Below are 20703 nucleotides of genomic sequence, written 5' to 3'. Positions count from 1 at the left end.
CATACTACCTGTCCCTCCACAAATGCCAATGATGTACTCCCTAACCTCCTATTAATATATTGAACCTTAGACAGTAACAATGCTGCCGAGCTCTATAATCCAACTTGCATGAAAAATACTTTTTAGATAAGTTCCCTCCTTTCTAAAAGGCCTGGATACATTAACTTCTGTAACTATGGATACTCCCACACCCCTTTCCTCCGTACCGACAAACGCTTCTCTTAAGAGAGAACCAGGGAGCTCCTCTCAATTTTCTTCTGCAGAAAAAGGGGTTCTAAAAACAAGCGTAGGAGACGTTGTTCTGTCTCAATCTATTGAAGACGGTGGTAATGAGACTCAGATCTCTCTGGTAGGTGTTGTGAATATTAATATGGCTCAAGAAGAACTCCCCACTCTTGTTAGCCCTCGAACCTTCATTTTCCTTCCTCCCGAGACTGTCGAGCTGGAAATTCAGATTGCAGAAATGTTCCAAGCTCTAGAAGAGACCCCTTCTTCTGATAGTCGATCCCTCCAACAGAAGGAAACCTCTGCTCAGACACCTCCAGCACCTTCTGGGAAAGTTTCCATATTTTCTTTACAGGCGCAGGGATCCTCACAGACTCGCTCCTTACCTTCTTCTCAGGAGTCCCTATCTCCCCAACAACCAGCTCGTGCTATACAGGGACTGAATACTCCCTTCTCTCCAGCAGCGCGCTGCACAATAAGAGCCGTTCCTTTGTCTATCGTGCCTCACCGTAGAGCAAATCCAACATCTTCTCAAAGTGTTTCTCATCATAGCTCTCGTACTTACCAGACAGGCCATTCAACAGGAACGGCTCAACTTTCTTCCCAGGAATGGGAATTTTCTTCTCAAACAGTTAAAACCTGCTCAACAGGAAGAGAAAAAAGAGACGGTCAACAAGAAAGACATTCTGATCAAGAACAGAATAGTGATCATTCTTACCAAGAGGAAGATCTCTCGGATGATATGCAAGTGTCTTCTTCTAAAAGATCCTCTCATCCGGAAGATGAAAATACTGAGGAAGTATTTTCTGTCTCTCACTTTGCTTATCATGCGGCCCCTCATCCTTCGTCCAATTTAGATCAGGAGTCGAATCAGAGTACTTTCCAAAAAAGACCGCCCTCCCCTATGTCCTTGTTTTCTTCCCAGAATGCTACGGAAGAAGCTCCTAAAGAAGCTCGTGTCGAAAACGTTTTCTTACGATTCATGCGACTCATGGCTAGAATTTTAGGCCAAGCAGAAGCCGAGGCACACGAGTTGTATCTCCGCGTCAAAGAACGCACAGATAATGTCGATGCGCTGACGTTACTCCTGTCAAAAATTAACAATGAAAAAGGAGCCATTGACTGGAATCAAGATGAGGAAATGCGCGCTCTCGTAGATCAAGCTAAAAAACTAGGCGTCCCAATTGGAGACTCCTACGACTGGTCTGAGGAAGGAAAAAAGCTTCTGAAAGAAAATATCCAAATGCGCAAAGAAAATATGGAGAAAATCACTCAGCTAGAACGCACTGATATGCAACGCCATCTCCAAGAAGTGTCTCAATGCCACCAAGCAAGATCCAATGTCTTGAAACTTTTAAAAGAACTTATGGACACCTTTATCTACAACATGCGTCCCTAATGCGTCATTTAGCCTATCTACTCGATAAAATTGCTCGCTCTTACCATCATATGTGTCCGCTTCCCGATAATATGGAAGCGTACTTTGAGAATTATATCCCCAATAAGGATATCCCTCTGGACACCTATCAAAAGATTTTCAAATTGTCCTCAGAAGATCTTGAACAAGTCTACAAGGAAGGATACAACGCCTATTTACAAGGAGACTATGAGGAAAGTTCTACCGCTTTTTACTGGTTGATTTTCTTTAACCCATTTGTGTCTAAATTTTGGTTTTCATTAGGAGCTTCGCTCCATATGCTCCAAAAATATCAACAAGCTCTTCATGCTTATGGTGTAGCTGCTTTGCTGAGAGAAAAAGACCCTTATCCTCATTACTATGCCTACATCTGCTACACCCTGCTCAATAATCCTGAAGAAGCTGAAAAAGCTCTTGATCTTGCTTGGCAAAAAGTAAAAACAAGCTCTGCCTATAGCTCTTTAAAAGAAGAAATTTTGGCGATCAAATCGTACGCCTAAAATAGATCACAAAGGACTCTTTTATTATGTCATCCTGGTTTGCTCAAGCGACAGACGTCGCTCTCTCTCAAACTCTCGATCTACCAGATGCTTCTCTGGCCATCCAGACAGAAAAATTCCCTTATTCTTACTCTATATCTAAGGAGAGCGCTCCTTCTTGCATACAAAAGATCTTTGCGCATCTTGCTTCTCAAAAAGAATCCGCCCCGCTTTCTTTCTCTAGACTACAGCCGACTACACCTAAAGAGCGCATCTTATTCTTTGGAAGCTCTCCCTCTTCCCAACTCTCCTCTACTGTACGCACTACAACATCTTCTCCTTGGAACCTTTTTTCAAACAGCCAGACTCGAAACTCCACGCGTAAACTATCAGAGAAACTACACTTTTCATCAGAGCTTAGTGCTAGAGACAGCACAAAACCCTCTTCTTCGGAGCCTATTAAACCTTCAGAGAACCTTCTTCACACTCCTGAACACCACAAGGAGTTATTTAGCTCTCTCAAAAAGGACAATCTGTCTCCTATCATGGAAGAAATAGATAGCTTCTCCGCTGAAACTGAGTCTCTAGAGGAAAGGTTAGTGACACAAAAAAAAGAAGAAACCGTTGCACAAGAACAAAAACATCCTCTACTTAGAACCTCCACCCCTCCTTCCAAAGCATCAGGAGAAAGTCAAGACTCGTCCGAGCACTCTTCGAAAGAAGACCCTCATTCTCAGCAACCTTCTCACAAAATACAAAGAAGAAAGGAACGAGCCAAAAGAGTTGTTCCTATCATCATACCACCTACTGTAGGGATCTTCTCTTTAAGCTACCTTCTCACTAAACAAGGTATCCTTGCAGATTTTTCTGCCTATTCTGCCTACAAAGACAATCTAGAAACGACTCAGCAAGAATTAACCATGTTGCACCAAGAACGAATCGAACAGGTGCAGAAAATTGTTGATAAGTCTAAAACCACGCGATTTTGGGATTCTCTAGCGAGCATCGTCGCTACAATCATCCCTTGGATAGAAATGGGGGTCGCTGTAACCATCATAGCGCTTGGAGGTGGCATCCTTTCCTGGTGTTCCCTTTTCGCAGCTTTAATCATGATAGTCATATCCCTTTTAGAAGCTTTTGATGGTTGGAGAGCTATTGCAAAACATCTTCCCGGGAATGATCTAGAAAAAAAAATGCGTTATCTAGGTTATGTCAAACTGGCCTTAACTGTTTTTAGCTGTCTGCTATCCCTTTCTGCCCTTTATGTTGTTAAATTGGGAATGAGTCCTCTGTTGGAAGGCGTTGTAAAATCTATTGCACCAGCATTATCCGGAATGCTTGGCTTGACACAAGGTGTTGCCCTCTATTTACAATCAAGCAGTCAAAAAATTCGTGCATGCTGTACTCAAATCGATGCACGCATCGAATTAATAAATTGGGAACGCGATGAATATTTTTTACGTGCTGAACAACTCCTTGACTCTATGCAAACCTCTTTTGAACAACTCACAGAAACTTTACAATTACAACGAGAAATTGACCAAACGTTTACAGACGCCTTACGATAGCGATCCTTCCCATGACGATAACAGTACCCCAAGAGACACTACCTTCATTACAAACAATAGCAACAGGAGAGCAGGTAGAGACTTCTTGTGAAGAAGCCTCTGCCCTCTCCAATGAAATACAGCTGCTTGAACCAGGTCAAGCAGCAATCCTTCGGAGCCTTTCCGATCTCTGTTTATCTGTTATTGAGCAGACAGAAAAAACTCTTCCTCATTCGAAACATTCTCCTTCTTTCCGAGAAAGCTGTCCTTTGAAATATCTGTCTCAACAAACTTCTGCTTCTTCTCGAACACAAGAATCTGCCACAGCAGAACAGCAGTCTTTAACACCCACCCCTACACCTCAAAAGACTCCGACCCAGACTCTACATAATAAGCCTTCTACCCCGATATCTCATAAATCTTTCGTACAAGGACGCGTACAGATATCTCCCCAACATTCCACTCCTTTACGAAATATACCTGTTATCATTTCGTTACCCAACACGCAACAGGCTCTTACCGATCGGGAACCTATTCAAAACTCAAATTGTAACCCTACACTCTCTGTTACTATCTTCAACAAAGAAAGCTCTTCTTCCTCGAAGAAAGATTCCGCTGCTTCAAGAGAGCAATCTTCTTCCCATTCTTCCTCATTGCAAAAGAATCTCTCTTCACCTCGTGCAGCACTTCTTAGCCCAATGGCTCTATTTGAAACAACAGCCCAAAAAGAAACTCTCGCGAGAGAAGGACTCTTACACGAACGAGAAGACCTATCTCAAGAAGGAGATCGTGACCATCATCAATCGGATCAACAACAAGAAGAAAAAGAAGATCTTGCCATCTCTGCAAGCTTTCTTTCTCATAGTAAAAAACGACGCGAGCACCACTTTGATCCTGAGTATTTACCAGAGGAAATTCGTGAGTTTGCTCTTTCTGAAGCCCAGCTCAGTCAATTGCTTCACATACGCCTGAATCATCTAGATATTCTGCGTATCTGCGCGGAAATCATGAAACTGATGCTCAATGGCCGTGAACAGGATCTTCTTGAACGCCGATCCACCCGAACACACTTCATGCAGGAAGCGAAGAAAATCGCGGACTCCTTTGCAAAACAGGCTCGAATTACAAAATGGCTTGGCATTGCTACAGCTACCCTGGGTATTTTCGGAGGTATCTCCCCTATCATTGGGGAAGTAGGTGGAGAAGGACTTCTCAATGTCATTCGAAAAGCAACAGGTGGTTGGCAACAAGCCTCATCAAAAACATTTTTTGAGGGGATGGGGAAAGTGTGTTCTTCTCTGTCTGAACTAGCTAAAGTCTCCTCAACAGTCTATGATCTCCGTGCCAATGCAGTACGAACAATCGCTGAGAGTTATAAAGAACTGTTTCGCTTAGAACACGACGAAATGCTTCGATCGATAGAAGAGCTTAAAGATCATTGGCGAAACATGGATAGCTTCTTGCTACAGATCTTACAAACGCAACATGATGCAGTCCGCAGCCTCTACCAATAGCTAAGTGAGAAAAATTCCGTCAGATGAGATAAACTCATCTGACTTCTCTAATTATAATTCCTTAGGCAACTGAAATACTGTATCTTCTTCTACAAAAAGATCCATTTCTATAGACAAATCAGGAATCAGCTCTTGTAATTTCATTAAACAAGCTTGCACAACATCTTCTGGAGTAGAAGCCCCAGCGGTTATGCCGATATTTCCTGAATATTGTAAAATTTCTTCTGTGACTTCATCAGGATGATTGACAAGTCTAGCAGTAACTCCTCGTCTCTCTGCCACTTCTCTCAAACGATTTGAGTTGGAGCTTTGAGAGTCCCCTATTACATACACAAAGTCGACCTGAGGAAGGATATTTCGTAAAGCTCCTTGTCGGTTCTGTGTAGCATAGCAGATAGAAGAACTGGGTAATGTAAAGATTCGAGGATAACGAGCCTTCAAAGCCGCAACAATATCAGCAGCATCATCCATACTCAATGTCGTTTGCGTTACATAAAACAAAGGATCTTGAGCACTAAAAGGCAGCGCTTCAACTTCAGCGATATTTTCTACCACAGTGATTTGATCGGGGGCTTCTCCGCGTATCCCAATAATCTCAACGTGCTTTCTTTTGCCTATAAGGATGATGTGATACCCTTTTTTAGCGTACATTTTGACTGCAGAATGCACTTTCGTAACCAGTCCACATGTCGCATCAATAGCAATCAATCCTCTTTCCGCAGCTTCTTCTCTTACGGAAGGGGGAACTCCGTGTGCGGAAAAAATCACTCGACTATTACGAGGAACTTCTTGCAAATCTTCAATAAAAATAGCCCCTTTCTCCCGTAATTTATCTACGACATGCCGATTATGTACAATCTCATGCTTTACATAAATAGGTCTCCCCCACTTCTCCAGGGCTACTTCAACCGTCTGTATCGCACGAATAACTCCCGCACAGAAGCCTCTAGGCGAACAGAGTATAATTTTACGCATGCATCACCTTTCCATTTATTAATGTTTAAATACAACAAGGGCTTTGGGACCATAAATCCGCAAAGCCCCCTCTTACTATGAACGAAAACGCCAGTTAAAAACTACCATCTTCCGCAAGAATAATGGTACCGTCGTTATTGATCAGCTGACAAACCAATTTTTTGACCTTATCAAGATACTCGGAATAGCCTTTATAGCGAATATCATTCGCTGTAAAAGGCAGATCGATATGCGGTTCGACTCCGATGTTCTCAATGAAGGCACCATGCTCTCTAACAGCTAATGATCCTGTTAAAGAACAAGTTTTTATTCCAGTTCTATTTGGGAACTGCACATTAAAGACAAATCCTCCAGCTCCAGCTGTTCGAGTACCAACAATAAGAGCTCGATCATTGTCTTTCAAAACTACAGGGAAGAAGTCAGCACAAGAAAAGTCTTGCTCATTGATCAAAACACAAATCGGTTTAGAGTATTGAACTCGAGGATGTGGATGAATCTTCTCAAAACCAAAAAGAGGAATAGGCGTTGATAACTCGATATCCCCTTTACTCCAACAATTCAATACTTGACGTCCAAAGCTTTTTAAATACTCGGCAACCTGTAGATCCACAGTATATCCTTCCATGTTGTCTCCCAGAGCAAGGCGAGATTCCACGTTTGTGTCTACGTTTTCCAACAGGGTTAACCAATCTAAAGCATCAACCACTTCATCCTGAGTCAGAATCATTCTATGTTTAGGAAGTTCTAAAGGACGGTCTGTCAACATGGAAAGCAGTGCATAAAGATAAAGGACACTACCACCTGGGTTGTTCGTTTGGTCGATAATCAAAGCTTCTGTATTAGAAGAAAATACTTGAATAATCTTAGCAAATTCTTCCCAAGGAGGCGGTCCTGAAGGATCAAAATCTTCCATGTCCTGCCAACTATATGTAGGAATTCTTAGAAATCCTACTTTATGGCTCTTACCATCCCCATCAGTCACCGAAGAAATATAAGCGCGGAAAAGACCCTCCGACTCCCATATAACAGGCCCAATGACAGGGAGAAACCCATCGGTACTCCCAATATTGTACCCGCTTTTCAAACCACTCGTTGCATAATGATTGCGAAGCTCTGCCCAAAAATGCGGAACCATTGGAGAGTAGAATAGCGAACTAGACCGATGAAACGCATCATCTTTCTTAGGGAAAAAGCTTCTCATCGATTTCTGTAACTGTGGAGCCCTGATAGAAGGAGCTATGGTAGCCAAATCTCCTACACCTTCAGGAACATAACGCCATTTCACACGAACTTCTCTCGTAGTACCAAAAGGACGACGAATCTTTAAAGTAGTGCGCCCAGAAGGTACTTTGTGCCCTAAAGAGGCCATGCGAGAAAATAGTGTTCTTAAAGCAGCCGACTCTTCAGCTGCAGTCCCTTTGTGATTGCTTCCATATAGAGTAGCGAGTACATCTTGGACAGGCGCCCCATCCACCTCTAGCAACTCATCTCCAACACGGATCTCTGAAGAAAAAGTCATGATATCTACAAAGTAGAAACGGCCGTCACTACTTTTTTGTACGGTATAAGGAAGGTAAGCACTTTCTATCGCAAAGAAAGTTACTCCAGCGTGAAAGTCATTTAATCCTCCGATAAAATCAGCAAGGACCTGCTGGCAAAAACTTGTTGATGGATTTTCTTGTGTACGAAGCTTCTGCTGTGCAGAAACGGAGCTTTGAACAAGATCCCATCCTAAGTATTGCTCTTTCCATGTTTTAGGAGCATATTTAACCTGTAATAAATGCTCTAAAAAACTCAAATCTTGAAGAGCATTCTTGCAAACCAAGCTTTCTCCTTGTACAGGAGAATGTATGGCAGAAGAAAAGGTAAGCAGTAATAGCCAAATCCTATTCATTTTCATAATCGATGTTCTCCAAAAACCCATTTTTCCATTCAAAAAGGGGCCTAGAATAGGCAGAGAACCCTTTTATTAAAAGAATTTTTAAAGAGACTCTGCCATACTTTTCGACTACCTCAGACGAACAAACTCACACAATTTTCCATTAGAAAATAGACTGCTAGACCTCCAAAATAACTGGCTAAAGCAATCCAAGAAGCGTGTTTGACATACCAGCTGAAACTCACTTTTTCCATTCCCATGTAGGCAACACCTGCAGCGGATCCAATGATGAGAATACTTCCCCCTGTGCCTGCTGTATAGGCAATGAGTTTCCAAAGAGGATCGTTCATAGGTAAGTCATACATACCTATTGTTGCAGCGACTAATGGCACATTATCTAAAACGCTAGAGACTAAACCTAAAAGAACAGCAAGCGTGTTACGAGAAAATAGCGCATCCATACTCACAGATAAATCCCGTAATACATGAGAGTAGGTTAGCGCATTAACAGCCAACAGAATCCCTATAAAGAATGTAACAGAAGAAATATCGATACGCGTTAAAATATGCGGCATACGCAAATGATTACGCCCCTCACCATGAGGAGAGTGAATCCAATCACTCACCAACCAAACTAAACCCAGTCCCAATAAAGCCCCCATAAAAGGAGGAACTCCTAATACAGCTTTCCACATAGGAACCATGAGCAAAGAACCAAAGCCAACACAGGCAATCAGGTTACTCTTAGGGAGCGCCGGTTCTCTATCCAAATCCTCTGACAATCCTGAACAACGACGTTTTTTTAGTAATAATTGCCCACAGATTCCTGCGATCACTACACAGACAACACTAGGAAGAAATAGCGTAGTAATAATACCCGACGTAGAAATCTTATCGTTAATCCAAAGCATAGTCGTAGTCACATCCCCTAAAGGAGTCCAAGCTCCTCCTGCGTTTACTCCAATCACGCATAGAGCTCCTAGTAGCAGCCGATCCTCTCGAGCTTTCACCAGACGCTTTAGAATAGAAATAATAATAATAATGGATGTCAGGTTATCTAAGGCTGCGGAAAGGAAAAAAGAAAGGGTAAGTAATACCCAAAGCAGCACGCTTCTGGATTCAACATTACAACAACGCACTACAATAGAAAATCCTCTATGAGCATCGATGAGTTCCACAATTGCCATCGCAGCAAATAAGAAGAAAATGACTTGTGCCATGTCTGCAATTTCTTCGACCATCATGACGTGATCAATGTGCGGTATATGGGAAAAACAAACTAACCACATCAAGCCTCCCATAGCAAGAGATACGGCAGACTTGTTTACTCGAACAATATGTTCAAAAACGATCGCGAGATATCCGAACAGAAATAACAAACATAACTGGAACTTTAACATAAAGACCTCGACAAGCACCTTACTCTGAGGACTTTATTCAGAACACCAAGAGCCCGCAGAAGCTTAGGCAAAAATAATTACGAGAAAACACAAGACTTTGCGTATATACGCTGATGTACAGACAGTTAGAATCCAACCTTATACACAGATCCTGGACTCATCTCCGAGTTCTTAGTATAGGAAACCCTTCAAAAGAAGGCGCTATCCAAAAGACAAGCTTACAAAGACCTAGATCATCTTACACAAAAACAGTTTTCAACTCTACAGTGAAAACCCTCCGATCCTTTCAACTCGTCCGCAAAACTGTTGCACAGAAAACTCTTTTTCATCGAAAGTGTTCTCACTTTTGTTGGTACCAAGAGACTCGGGGAGTGCAATTATATCACCCCCCTCCTCTCAAGGATAACAACAGCCTGTGTTTAGTCATCCCACTCGCTGACTAGACAAACCGATCGCGAATTGGTGATGAAAAACGCTAACACTACTTTACAAATAGACTAAGCTTGCGTTTCTATTCGCGATAAAAATAGAAGGGCTGTCCTACCAAGAGAGTTTCTCACCTCTCTTCTCGTTGGATAAATTCCTTTCTATTATAAAAAGAAAACCATCTTTTTCGAACCAGCAGAGGCTTTGGTGAAAGTTTCCCTATCCTTCAAACATCTTGTCCCTAAATTAGTTACCTGCTTAAAAGAAGGGTATTCTTTTAATACGCTCAAAAAAGACTTTACCGCAGGGATCACTGCAGGGATTCTAGCCTTCCCTTTAGCTATTGCTATTGCGATCGGGATTGGAGTGTCTCCTTTACAAGGACTATTGGCCTCAATTATTGGAGGCTTTTTAGCCTCTGCCTTAGGAGGCAGTCGTGTATTAATCTCTGGCCCTACCAGTTCCTTTATCTCCATCCTTTACTGTATCGGTGTCAAATATGGCGAAGACGGACTGTTTACTATCACATTGATGGCTGGGATCTTCCTCATTATCTTTGGTCTTGCCGGACTAGGCACTTTTATTAAATATATGCCGTATCCTGTGGTGACCGGACTAACTACGGGAATTGCGGTCATCATTTTTTCTTCCCAAATCCGAGATTTTCTTGGGCTTCAAATGGGAGATGGAGTTCCTTTAGACTTCATCGGCAAATGGGCAGCCTATTGGGATTACCTATGGACCTGGGATAGCAAGACCTTTGCTGTGGGTTTATTTACCCTGCTTCTAATGATCTACTTTCGCAATTACAAACCTCGTTATCCCGGCGTAATGATTTCTATTATCATTGCATCGACTCTAGTATGGATTCTTAAAATAGACATCCCTACCATCGGTAGCCGTTATGGTACCTTACCAAGCTCTTTACCTGGTCCAGTTTTCCCACACATAAGCATTACTAAAATGCTTCAACTTATGCCAGATGCTTTAACTATTTCCGTTCTTTCTGGAATAGAAACCTTATTAGCAGCTGTCGTTGCAGATGGAATGACTGGGTGGAGACATCAATCCAACTGCCAATTAATTGGCCAAGGAATTGCTAACATTGGAACCTCTTTATTTGCTGGCATGCCTGTTACAGGCTCGCTTTCAAGAACAACGGCTAGCATCAAGTGCGGCGCTAGTACTCCTATAGCAGGAATAATCCATACCATCTGTCTTTCCTTTATCCTACTACTCCTAGCTCCCTTAACTATTAAAATCCCTCTAACATGTCTAGCAGCTGTTTTAATTTTAATTGCTTGGAATATGAGTGAAATTCACCATTTCATTCATCTATTCACAGCTCCTAAAAAAGACGTTCTTGTCCTGCTAACCGTGTTCATTCTTACAGTAATGACTACGATTACTTCTGCAGTACAAGTAGGAATGATGCTTGCAGCCTTTCTATTCATGAAACAAATGAGCGATCTATCTGATGTTATCTCCACAGCAAAATATTTTGATGAATCCGAACAACCTCAAAATGACTTGCTATTTAGCAAAAATGAAGTACCACCTTTTACGGAAATTTATGAAATCAACGGACCGTTTTTCTTTGGCATCGCAGATCGTTTGAAAAACTTATTAAATGAAATAGAAAAGCCGCCTAAAATATTTATCCTTTGCATGACTCGAGTGCCTACAATAGATGCATCTGCCATGCACGCTCTAGAAGAGTTCTTCTTGGAATGCGACCGACAAGGAACATTGCTTCTCTTAGCTGGCGTGAAAAAAACTCCTCTCAGTGATTTGAGAAGGTACCATGTAGATGAATTGATCGGAGTAGACCATATCTTCCCAAACATTAAAGGTGCGTTATTGTTTGCAAAAGCCCTTATTAAGTTAGAGAGTAAGTCTTCTCAATAGATGTCTTGCTAAACAAGTCTCTGATCCTCCCCCGCCCCGTGTTGAATTACTTGGGGCGGGCGACATGCTTGTTCTCGTATCTATTCGTGTCCTCTATTTCCTACCATCAATCCTGGAATCACATGCTCATCAAACTCTTTTTCAGACAAAAAGCCTAAAGAGACGCATGCTTCTTTAAGACTCAAATTTTCATGAAAAGCTTTCAAAGCGATCTTTGAACATTTATCGTACCCCAAAACGGGAGCTAATGCCGTTACTAACATCAAAGATCTTTCTACATTTTGCTGTAGTTGCCCCTTATTTACCTTGAGTCCGCAAACAAAATAATCGGCAAAAGATCTCATAGCACCAGCTAATAAGTTCACTGACTGTAGAAAATCATAGATAATGACAGGTTTCATGACATTCAGTTCGAAGTTCCCTTTTGTTCCAGAAAAAATAATGGACTGGTTGTTCCCGATTACTTGAGAACAAACCATCTGTAAAGCTTCGCTTTGCGTCGGGTTAATTTTCCCAGGCATGATCGAAGATCCTGGCTCGTTCTCCGGAAAGAAAATTTCCCCTAATCCACAACGAGGTCCTGACCCCAAAAAACTTAGATCTGTAGCAATTTTAACCAAAGCACAAGCTAACACAGTCAATGATCCGTGAGCTTGCACCAAAGCATCATGATTCGATAACGCAGCAAAGTAGTTCGAAGCTGGAACAAAGGGCTCTCCTGTCTCCCTTCTCAAATACTGAATCACCTTCTCTACAAATCCTTCAGGAACATTTAACCCTGTTCCAATAGCAGTCCCTCCAATAGCCAACTCATAGAGGTGAGTTAAAGAAAATCCTATCCGCTCTAAACAATTATGCAACTGACAACTATACCCAGAAAACTCTTGCCCAAGAGTCATTGGAACTGCATCCATCAAATGCGTTCTTCCAATTTTTATATCTCGAGCAAACTCTAAAGCTTTAGCATCAATAACTTTTTTTAAATGTTCCAATGCCGGAATTAAAGATCCTTTTATACTTTGTACCGCAGCTATATGCATTGCCGTTGGGAAAACATCATTTGAGGACTGGGATTTATTCACGTGATCATTGGGATGCACGGGATGTTTACTTCCAAGCTCTCCCCCATGACGCTGAATTGCTAAATTAGCAATCACCTCATTGACATTCATATTGCTTTGAGTGCCGCTTCCTGTCTGCCAAACCTTTAAAGGGAAGTGTTCATCAAATTCTCCGGAGAGAATTTCATCTGTAGCAGCAACAATCATATCCCTGCGTTTAGTATCTAAGCACCCCAAGTCTCCGTTCGCCTTAGCAGCACATTTTTTAATTTTTACTAATGCATGGATAATCTCAAGAGGCATGGATTCTTTACCATAAGAGAAAAACTCTTGCGAACGTCCCGTCTGAGCTCCAAATAGTTTGTCTTCGGGAACCAACACAATTCCTAAGCTATCATTCTCTTGCCGCATATGCTCTCTTCCCCTATGATTCTTCCTTCATGAAGTCGTTTTTTCTATTTTTATGAAAAAATTTATTAGCTATTTACTCATCATCCTTCCCTTGATTGGACTCTGGGAGTTTTGTGCTCAAAACTATCCGAGTTTTGGCTTTATATGCCCTCCTCCATCGAAGGTACTTACGACAGGGATCCATTCTTTCCCGGTACTATTCCAGCATTCTTGCTATACAGCCCAAGGCATTTTAGGAGGATTCTTTTTAGCATTACTACTTGCTATCCTCTTTTCTGCTACCATGCTTCTATTTCCTGCTACTCAAGGCTTGTTGCACCCCTTGTGTGTTCTGGTGCAATGCCTTCCTATGTTCACTCTAACCCCTTTAATCGTTCTTTGGTTTGGTTGGGGGACAAGAGCAGTAATCATCCCAACAGCTCTTAGCATCTTTTTCCCTTTAGCTCTGACCATTCATCAGGGAATTAAAAATTCTCCTGAGGAACTCTTAGAACAATTTACGCTTTACCAAGCAACTACTTGGCAGAAACTCTTTAAATTAAGAATTCCTAACGGTCTGCCACATATTTTCTCTGGGCTTAAAATTGCTATGAGTGCCGCAGGATTTGCGACCATTGCTGGAGAATGGGTTGCAACACAATCTGGTCTAGGTATTCTTATTCTGGAAAGCCGCAGAAACTATGACATGGCAATGGCTCTAGCGGGTTTATTTGTCCTAACCATGCTGACTCTAAGTCTGTTTTATAGCGTTTTACTTCTTGAGCGCAGCACCTTTTTTTTCTTTAGAATGGAAAAAACTTCCAAAAGATCTTTTGGGAAAAAATGGGTCTTTGCTCTAATTCCAATTACTGTATTGCCCTGTCTTTTCTACTTAAAAGACGATCCAAAATTAGCCGCTCCCGTCCCTACTAAATCCTTTACTCTACTCTTGGATTGGACTCCGAATCCTAATCACATTCCCCTCTATGTAGGTGTAGAAAAAGGATTTTTTGTAGATGAAGGGATTTCCTTAACCTTACAAAAAAATACGGATACTTGTTCTTCTATTCCTCATCTGCTTCTTGAGAAAGTAGATTACACGCTTTACCACAGCTTAGGGGTATTGAAAACTGCAGTTCGAGGAGCTCCTGTTCAAGTAGCAGGCAGACTTATCGACAGCTCCTTGCAAGGTCTGATCTATAGAAAAAATGAAGGCATTGAAAAACTTGAAGATCTTAACGGACGCGTACTAGGCTTTTGCCTCAATGACTCCAAGAACCTGCCTAATCTGCTAGAGGCTTTACGCAAGCATCATGTGGTTCCTTCAGAAATCAAAAACGTCAGCGCAGATATGATTTCTCCTATGCTCACTTATCAAGTTGATTTCTTGTATGGAGGTTTTTACAATGTTGAGGGCGTCACTATCGCCTTAAAGGGAACCCCTACCGGTTGTTTTCTTTCTGACACTTATGGATCCCCTACAGGCCCGCAGCTCCTTATTTGCGGGAAAAAAGGGTCTCCAGCGATGACACCTCAAACACTCCAAAGCTTGCAAAAAGCTTTATCTCGCAGTCTGGATTTCTGTCGTGAATATCCCCAAGAGGCTTTCGCTATCTACGTAGAAGCAACTAAAGACTCTCCTAAAGTGTTATCCGATGAGCGGGCTCAATGGGAAGTTACCCTTCCTTTGTTGGCCAAAACTCAGGAACCTTTATCACGAGAATTGCTAGAATCTCTACTCGTAACATTGTCTACAACTTGCCCTGATCTGCGAACTTCCATCGATACTTTTTCTATTGAAACCTTGATTAGTGATGTATCTGAGACAATAGCTTCTTCCTAACTCAACCTCTTTGTTTCAACACTACGAGTTCGTTAGTCAAAAAAAATGTTACTCTTTCTCGTTGATTATTAGGTTTCACTAAATCTCAATTTGAACTACACTTCTGTGTGACGATTTCGGGGATCCCTCAGTTACAAAGGACTGAAAGATCCCTTCTTTCAAGATATAACCACCAACCTCTTTACAAACGTCTCATGGACTGGTCATTTTTTTTGCTGTCTCAAAGCTGTATTTTATTTTTAGCAGCAGACTCTACGACTAATGTCGAGGTTCTTAGTACAATCCTAGGTAATTTATCTAAAAGAAGCAAAGCGCTGCTTCTCTTGAGGGAAAGTCTTTTTGCTCTTCTCGGGTCTTTTGTTCTTTATCCTCTATTATCAGGGCTACTTTACTCTTTGCAAACACCAGCATGCGCAGCTACTGTTGTCGGAGGGTGTGGGGTTATGTTCACAGGAATGCGGGCTATTCTTCGGAATACTCAAGCATCCCTTTGGAGTAAAATTCCTTCGTTATCCCAGTCACCTAAAGTAGCTCCCATAGCCCTTCCTCTCATGATCGGGCCTTCATGGCTATGTGCCTGCGCCCCCTTAGCTATGCAGCAACTTCCTTTTTCCATTGTTTGCACGTTGCTGTGTCTATCCTGGCTGATGATGACAATAACCACAATTGTTCTTCAAACAACGAATAAGGCTGGCTCGCAAACGATCATCGCAACACAAACCATCCTAGGTCTAGCTGTCGTGATTGTAGGCGCTCAACTTCTGGTATCTGGCCTACAACAAACTTTCCTATAAGAAAGCTCGTGTAATTTATGCTACATTCACTATTTCGTCTTACTTTACTTTTTTATGCTCTTTTCAATGCTTTGGGCTCTCTTCCCGTTTTTATTGCATTATTAAAAAATTTCTCTTTCAAAAAACAGCAACGTATCATTTTACGAGAATCTATTTTCGCACTGCTCTTGCTGCTACTATTCGTTACTTTTGGTCGAGGCTTTTTCCGCTTACTAGGGATCATTTTACCTGCCTTTCAATTTACAGGAAGCCTACTGCTTGGCTCCATAGCCATTGATATGATGAAGGCACTTCCTCCCCAAACAGAAACTTTAGAGAGAGATAAAGACGAACCCATTTTCTTCCCCTTAGCTTTTCCTGTGATCACAGGCCCAGCAATGATTACATCGACTTTAGGCCATATGGAGGAAGGTATTTTCCCAAAAGAGATCGTTCTGGGAGCTATTGTGCTTGCTTGGCTATTCTCTCTGATCACGCTTCTCCTTTCTAGCTCTATCAATCGCTTATTTGGCCAAATGGGACTGTTAGCTTTGGAACGATTATTTGGTATTAGTTTGGCTTTGATGGCAGGTAATCTTATGTTAAAAGCTCTTTCTACGGCTTTCAATATAGGGTATTGTGTTACACCTTAAAGCTTTTCTCTATGTCAAGAGATAGGGAAATCAGAAATCACTCTTTGGGTTCCTTTTATGAAAAGAAACGATCCTTGCTGGTGCGGCAGTAACAAAAAATGGAAACACTGCCATTACCCAACTAAACCAGAACGTCCCCTTGATAATTTACGACAACTTTACGCCTCTCGTTATGATATCATTATCAAAACGCCAGAACAGATAGAAAAGATTCGTAAAGCTTGCCAAGTTACAGCTCATATTCTCGATGCTTTATGCGAAGCTGCTAAGGAAGGGGTAACTACAAACGAACTAGATCTTCTCTCTCGAGAGTTACATAAACGCCATAATGCCATTCCAGCTCCTCTTAATTATGGCCATCCGCCTTTTCCAAAAACAATCTGTACATCACTAAATGAAGTCATTTGCCACGGCATCCCCAATGATATCCCGTTACAAAATGGGGACATTATGAACATTGATGTTTCCTGCATTGTCGATGGATTCTATGGAGATTGCAGCCGAATGGTGATGATTGGAGAAGTCTCTGAGATCAAAAGAAAAGTCTGTGAAGCTTCTCTAGAAGCTCTTAATGCTGCTATCTCTATTCTCGAACCTAACCTTCCTCTGTATGAAATTGGCGAAGTGATTGAAAATTGTGCAGCTAAATATGGCTTCTCTGTTGTTGACCAGTTTGTTGGACACGGAGTGGGAGTCAAGTTTCATGAAAATCCTTTTGTGGCACACCATAGAAACTCTTGTAAAATCCCTCTAGCACCTGGAATGATCTTCACTATCGAGCCTATGATCAATGTCGGAAAGAAAGAAGGGTTTATTGACCCAATAAACCATTGGGAGGCACGAACATGTGACCACCAGCCTAGTGCACAATGGGAACATGCTATTCTGATTACCGATTCTGGTTGTGAAGTACTAACTCTTCTAGATAAGTAACTTCTTCTTCTAGTGCCTCAATTTGTAGCAAAAGATTTTGAATAATAGAAAAACTATCCGTTGTAGACAAATTCGAGGCTTCTTCTTCTTTAGCTCGCTTCAAAACTAAAAGTTGCTCTTGAGCTAAGAAGCGTTCGCGTCTAGCTTTTTTCAGAAAGGAATCCTTAACAGTGAACTGCTCCCTTAATTGCAGGTACTTACCCTTATAAGCCGCTCTGTCATCACTGACCGAAGAACTCAAAAGCTTTTCCGCTGCAATCTCTTGTTTCAAAGATGCGATCTCCTCATCCTTTTGGAAGATCTCTTTCTCTAGAATTTCCCTAAGCCGAGTAGACTCTAATAAATCTGCTAAGGCCTTATCCAAGCACTCCTCAGCATAGCGCTTCCCGCTATTTTCCTCTTCACAGAGCTTCTCTAAATGAGCGATCTTATGTTCAGCATCCTGAACCCGCTGCTGATAACCAGAATCCTTTTCAGAATTACCCTGAAAGACTTTCCAAGGGAAAATGACATTCTCTTCATCTCCAGCAACTACACGCACATACTCTTGATGGAGAGTCATGTAATCTTTTAACCAGCTATCCCTCTGATCAATAAGAATCTGTAAATCTTCACTTGCATGCGTATATTTCCTGGAAACCTCTTGGAGTTGCTCATGCGAAACAGAAAGCTCTTGTTCTAAAGAAGTTATCTTACTCTGGGCAAGAAGCTCCTTTTCTTTTCGTTCTTGCACTTCGCGGTTATAGGAGTCTTGAAGGGAATTGTGCGATGCCGTCAGCTCTGATAAAGATACAGCCTTCTCCTTAATATGTCCTTCAACCAAAGACACACTCAGCAGAAGAATCCCATAAGAAATAATAAAAGAGACAGTTAACAATCCTCCCCAAAAAACAGACACAGGGAAATTGTTACAAAGAGCCACCCCGAAAAATATAGCCCCTACAACAGAGAGCCCATAGCCCCAACTACGGAAGAAGGAAACTAGAGCAACGAAAACGCCTACAATACTTAAAACAGCTACTAAAGAAACGGAAGAGATTGAAGATACACACCCAATCTCCCCCAACAATAACACTATAGGTAATGAAAAGAGCCCTACTTCAAGATTCTGTAGAGGCCTTAGGAAGAAGGACTTCACAGCTTTTCCTTTCCCTCTCACAGTTCCGAATCCCATTAGAACCCTCTTTTTTGTTTAGGGCTGCTCCAAAGAAGCTAACGCTTTGGTTAACAAAAAGCTAACCAATTCTCGATCCCCTTCATACACCATCTCGACATTCATTTTCCCTTCAGCCGAGGGTTGCCCACAAGTTAGCACTACATAAGCACTAATATCATCACCATTTAAAAAATCCAATCGCTCGCAGTCTTGAGTTTCTGCCACACAGCCCCCTCATTGGAAAACAGGTTTCATTTAAACATTTCTCGCAGCCTTCTGCGAAAAACCTTAAACACTTGATTAATAATATGTAACCTTCCTCCGCTAATTCCTTCCAAAATCCTTTTTAGGGAAGAATCGCGGGCTGTCCAAATATCCGATTTGAACAGAAGAAAAGCCTACACCCCTCTCTCAAGGCTGTTAGCACTTAAAAGAAAGAGGCTTAAATAAGCGGCTTATTTTTAAAACAAATTATTATTTTTATTAAAGAGAGAAATTGCTGGTAAAATAAAAAATAAAAAAACCAAAAAAATTTTTTAGAATATGTCAGCAGCAACCTCACAGGTAGGAGACACACAATACGTCTCCTCGCTACCTCCTTTAGAGCCTTTGGGAACGCCTCCAATAGCAGAACTCTTGTTCAGCATTTACTCTCTTCTTTTAGAAGCTGTAGAAATACGTCAAGAGACGATTCTCACGCAATCTAAGCAGCTAAACGACAATACTAATATCCAACAGCAATTAAACCAAGAAACGAATCAAATCAAATACGCTGTCGTTGGCTCTGGAGCTAAAGAAGACGAAATCACACGAGTACAAAACCAGAACCAAAACTATTCTGCACAACGCTCAAATATCCAAGACCAATTAGTAACTGCCCGACAAAATGGACAGATTATCCTCTCTCACGCATCTACAAACATCAACATTATGCAGCAAATCGCTCAACAGAACTCCTCCTTCATCAAAACATTGAACTCCGTGGGAAGCACAGTTAACCAATTAAATAAACCCCTGTCTTAACCCAAGAAACTAATTCGAGGCAGAATTATGTGGCATAAAGAACCAATGCATGCTGTATTACAGCTACCTGAAACACCTCTGGTTACAGGAACAACAAACTCTGCAACGGCTGATGAGATTATAACACGATTTGCTAAGGATTCTAACCCTCTCATCGTTACTGTTTACTACATTTACCAGTCTGTTCTCGTCGCGCAAAATAACTTGTCTCTAGTTGCAGAGCAATTGCAAGCTAATGCTGCCGCGCAAACATTCCTGAACAATGAAGAAGCGCTATACCAATACACTACCATTCCAAAAAACCAAGTAAACTCTCAAAACTCCTCTTATTTACAAAACGTACAATCGGTTAACCAAGCAGTCGGAGCATCTAGACAAGCGATTCAAAACCAAATATCTGGTCTTGGAAATGCTTCTCAAGTGATTTCCAGTAATTTGAACACGAATAATAATATTATTCAACAGTCCCTACAAGTCGGTCAGGCGCTCATTCAAACGTTCTCACAAATCGTTAGCTTGATCGCGAATATCTAAAAAAGAGGGTATCCAATGAGTAGTGCAATCATCCCCACTCTTCCTGAAAAAAATACTGTCATACCAGACTCTACTCTAATAGAGCCTGCATCCATAGAGATTAACAAAAAGTCTGCTATGTATTTCTGCATTACAGTCATGCTGAAACTCTCCGTCGCAACGACAGATTACAGCCATGCTATTATGGCTGTCTTACAAGAAAATACGCTGGAACAACAAAGAAAAACCAAAGAACTAATCAACATCTCCTTGTTATATGTTCCTGACCTAATCAAAAAAAATGGCTCTGACGACGAATACACGAATCACAGCACTATTCAGGCTTTTCAAACATCGAACCAACAGATTACAGCAAATAGAGAACTTATCCAACAGGAACTGTCCGCAGCTCAACAACGTGCTCAAGCTAACCAAAAATCGGTGAACGCCACATCCACAGAATCTATGAAAATTCTTCAAGCAGTTTCCGCGCTCCTTACCTCTCTCATCGATCTAACGATTAAAGCAAACCTTACAACGTCTCCTTCGGACTAATATCTTGGGGTGCACAGGTTTTCCTATGCACCC

Annotated in this window: 18 protein-coding genes; 12 read left to right on the top strand and 6 right to left on the bottom strand. The window is 41.6% G+C overall.

Annotation, left to right across the window (positions count from 1 at the left end):
• Positions 1-175 precede the first annotated feature (175 nt).
• Genes CTA_RS04715 through CTA_RS04700 form a run of 4 tightly spaced genes read left to right on the top strand, consistent with a single transcriptional unit; the run spans position 176 to position 5182 of the window.
• Positions 176-1624 carry a hypothetical protein gene (locus CTA_RS04715; protein WP_011324907.1) on the top strand — a complete coding sequence of 483 codons (1449 nt, stop codon included), beginning with the start codon at positions 176-178 and terminating at the stop codon, positions 1622-1624.
• On the top strand, positions 1546-2142 hold the full coding sequence (gene scc3, locus CTA_RS04710; protein ID WP_010725375.1) for a SycD/LcrH family type III secretion system chaperone Scc3: 597 nt from the start codon (positions 1546-1548) through the stop codon (positions 2140-2142). Before CTA_RS04715 ends, scc3 begins: the two co-directional genes overlap by 79 nt.
• 26 nt (positions 2143-2168) lie before the next feature.
• Positions 2169-3689, top strand: a complete 1521-nt coding sequence (locus CTA_RS04705; RefSeq protein ID WP_011324906.1) for a type III secretion system translocon subunit CopB2 — start codon at positions 2169-2171, stop codon at positions 3687-3689.
• An 11-nt stretch (positions 3690-3700) separates the two neighbouring features.
• Entirely contained in the window at positions 3701-5182 is a 1482-nt protein-coding gene (locus CTA_RS04700; RefSeq protein WP_011324905.1) for a type III secretion system translocon subunit CopD2, read from the top strand.
• Between the two features lie 51 nt (positions 5183-5233).
• On the opposite strand, the gene ispH is transcribed toward CTA_RS04700, so the two are convergent.
• The 3 genes from ispH to CTA_RS04685 all read right to left on the bottom strand — a co-directional run bounded on the left by ispH (position 5234) and on the right by CTA_RS04685 (position 9436).
• Complete coding sequence (gene ispH / locus CTA_RS04695; protein WP_011324904.1) at positions 5234-6157, bottom strand: 4-hydroxy-3-methylbut-2-enyl diphosphate reductase; 924 nt, start codon at positions 6155-6157, stop codon at positions 5234-5236.
• A 94-nt stretch (positions 6158-6251) separates the two neighbouring features.
• A complete protein-coding gene (locus tag CTA_RS04690) occupies positions 6252-8057 on the bottom strand; it encodes a protease-like activity factor CPAF (RefSeq protein WP_009872247.1) in 1806 nt (601 codons plus the stop codon).
• A gap of 113 nt (positions 8058-8170) precedes the next feature.
• Complete coding sequence (locus tag CTA_RS04685; RefSeq protein WP_011324903.1) at positions 8171-9436, bottom strand: NhaD family Na+:H+ antiporter; 1266 nt, start codon at positions 9434-9436, stop codon at positions 8171-8173.
• 630 nt (positions 9437-10066) lie between these two features.
• Between CTA_RS04685 and CTA_RS04675 the strand changes: the two genes are divergently transcribed.
• Complete coding sequence (locus tag CTA_RS04675; RefSeq protein WP_011324901.1) at positions 10067-11770, top strand: solute carrier family 26 protein; 1704 nt, start codon at positions 10067-10069, stop codon at positions 11768-11770.
• A gap of 80 nt (positions 11771-11850) precedes the next feature.
• Here CTA_RS04675 and fumC read toward each other — a convergent pair whose 3' ends face one another.
• Entirely contained in the window at positions 11851-13242 is a 1392-nt protein-coding gene (gene fumC, locus CTA_RS04670; RefSeq protein WP_011324900.1) for a class II fumarate hydratase, read from the bottom strand.
• Positions 13243-13294: 52 nt separating this feature from the next.
• Here fumC and CTA_RS04665 point away from each other — a divergent pair, with 52 nt between their 5' ends.
• The 4 genes from CTA_RS04665 (at position 13295) to CTA_RS04650 (ending at position 17423) form a co-directional block, all read left to right on the top strand.
• Entirely contained in the window at positions 13295-15064 is a 1770-nt protein-coding gene (locus CTA_RS04665) for an ABC transporter permease/substrate-binding protein (protein ID WP_011324899.1), read from the top strand.
• Positions 15065-15258: 194 nt separating this feature from the next.
• Positions 15259-15858, top strand: coding sequence for a MarC family protein (locus CTA_RS04660; RefSeq protein WP_011324898.1), 600 nt, complete (start codon positions 15259-15261; stop codon positions 15856-15858).
• A gap of 17 nt (positions 15859-15875) precedes the next feature.
• Positions 15876-16490 (top strand): MarC family protein, encoded by a 615-nt coding sequence (locus CTA_RS04655; protein WP_011324897.1) that lies wholly within the window; start codon positions 15876-15878, stop codon positions 16488-16490.
• A gap of 57 nt (positions 16491-16547) precedes the next feature.
• The gene (locus tag CTA_RS04650) at positions 16548-17423 is read left to right on the top strand and encodes a methionyl aminopeptidase (protein WP_009872240.1); all 876 of its coding nucleotides are present in this window, start codon (positions 16548-16550) and stop codon (positions 17421-17423) included.
• Here the strand turns inward: CTA_RS04650 and CTA_RS04645 are convergent.
• Together CTA_RS04645 and CTA_RS04640 are read right to left on the bottom strand one after the other, a co-directional pair.
• Complete coding sequence (locus CTA_RS04645; RefSeq protein ID WP_011324896.1) at positions 17380-18597, bottom strand: hypothetical protein; 1218 nt, start codon at positions 18595-18597, stop codon at positions 17380-17382. The genes CTA_RS04650 and CTA_RS04645 overlap by 44 nt on opposite strands.
• Positions 18598-18615: 18 nt before the next feature.
• Entirely contained in the window at positions 18616-18804 is a 189-nt protein-coding gene (locus CTA_RS04640) for a hypothetical protein (protein WP_009872238.1), read from the bottom strand.
• 318 nt (positions 18805-19122) lie between these two features.
• Between CTA_RS04640 and CTA_RS04635 the strand changes: the two genes are divergently transcribed.
• From CTA_RS04635 to CTA_RS04625, 3 genes are read left to right on the top strand one after another with little or no spacing between them, the layout of a single operon-like run.
• Positions 19123-19602, top strand: a complete 480-nt coding sequence (locus CTA_RS04635; protein WP_011324895.1) for a DUF720 domain-containing protein — start codon at positions 19123-19125, stop codon at positions 19600-19602.
• Between the two features lie 27 nt (positions 19603-19629).
• Positions 19630-20136 carry a DUF720 domain-containing protein gene (locus CTA_RS04630; RefSeq protein ID WP_009872236.1) on the top strand — a complete coding sequence of 169 codons (507 nt, stop codon included), beginning with the start codon at positions 19630-19632 and terminating at the stop codon, positions 20134-20136.
• Positions 20137-20151: 15 nt separating this feature from the next.
• On the top strand, positions 20152-20670 hold the full coding sequence (locus CTA_RS04625) for a CT847 family type III secretion system effector (protein WP_011324894.1): 519 nt from the start codon (positions 20152-20154) through the stop codon (positions 20668-20670).
• The last annotated feature ends 33 nt before the right edge of the window (positions 20671-20703 follow it).

It is taken from the genome of Chlamydia trachomatis A/HAR-13, assembly GCF_000012125.1.
Lineage (GTDB): Bacteria > Chlamydiota > Chlamydiia > Chlamydiales > Chlamydiaceae > Chlamydia > Chlamydia trachomatis.
Note: the sequence above shows the minus strand (reverse complement) of the source record. Positions and strands in the feature narration are given on the sequence as shown.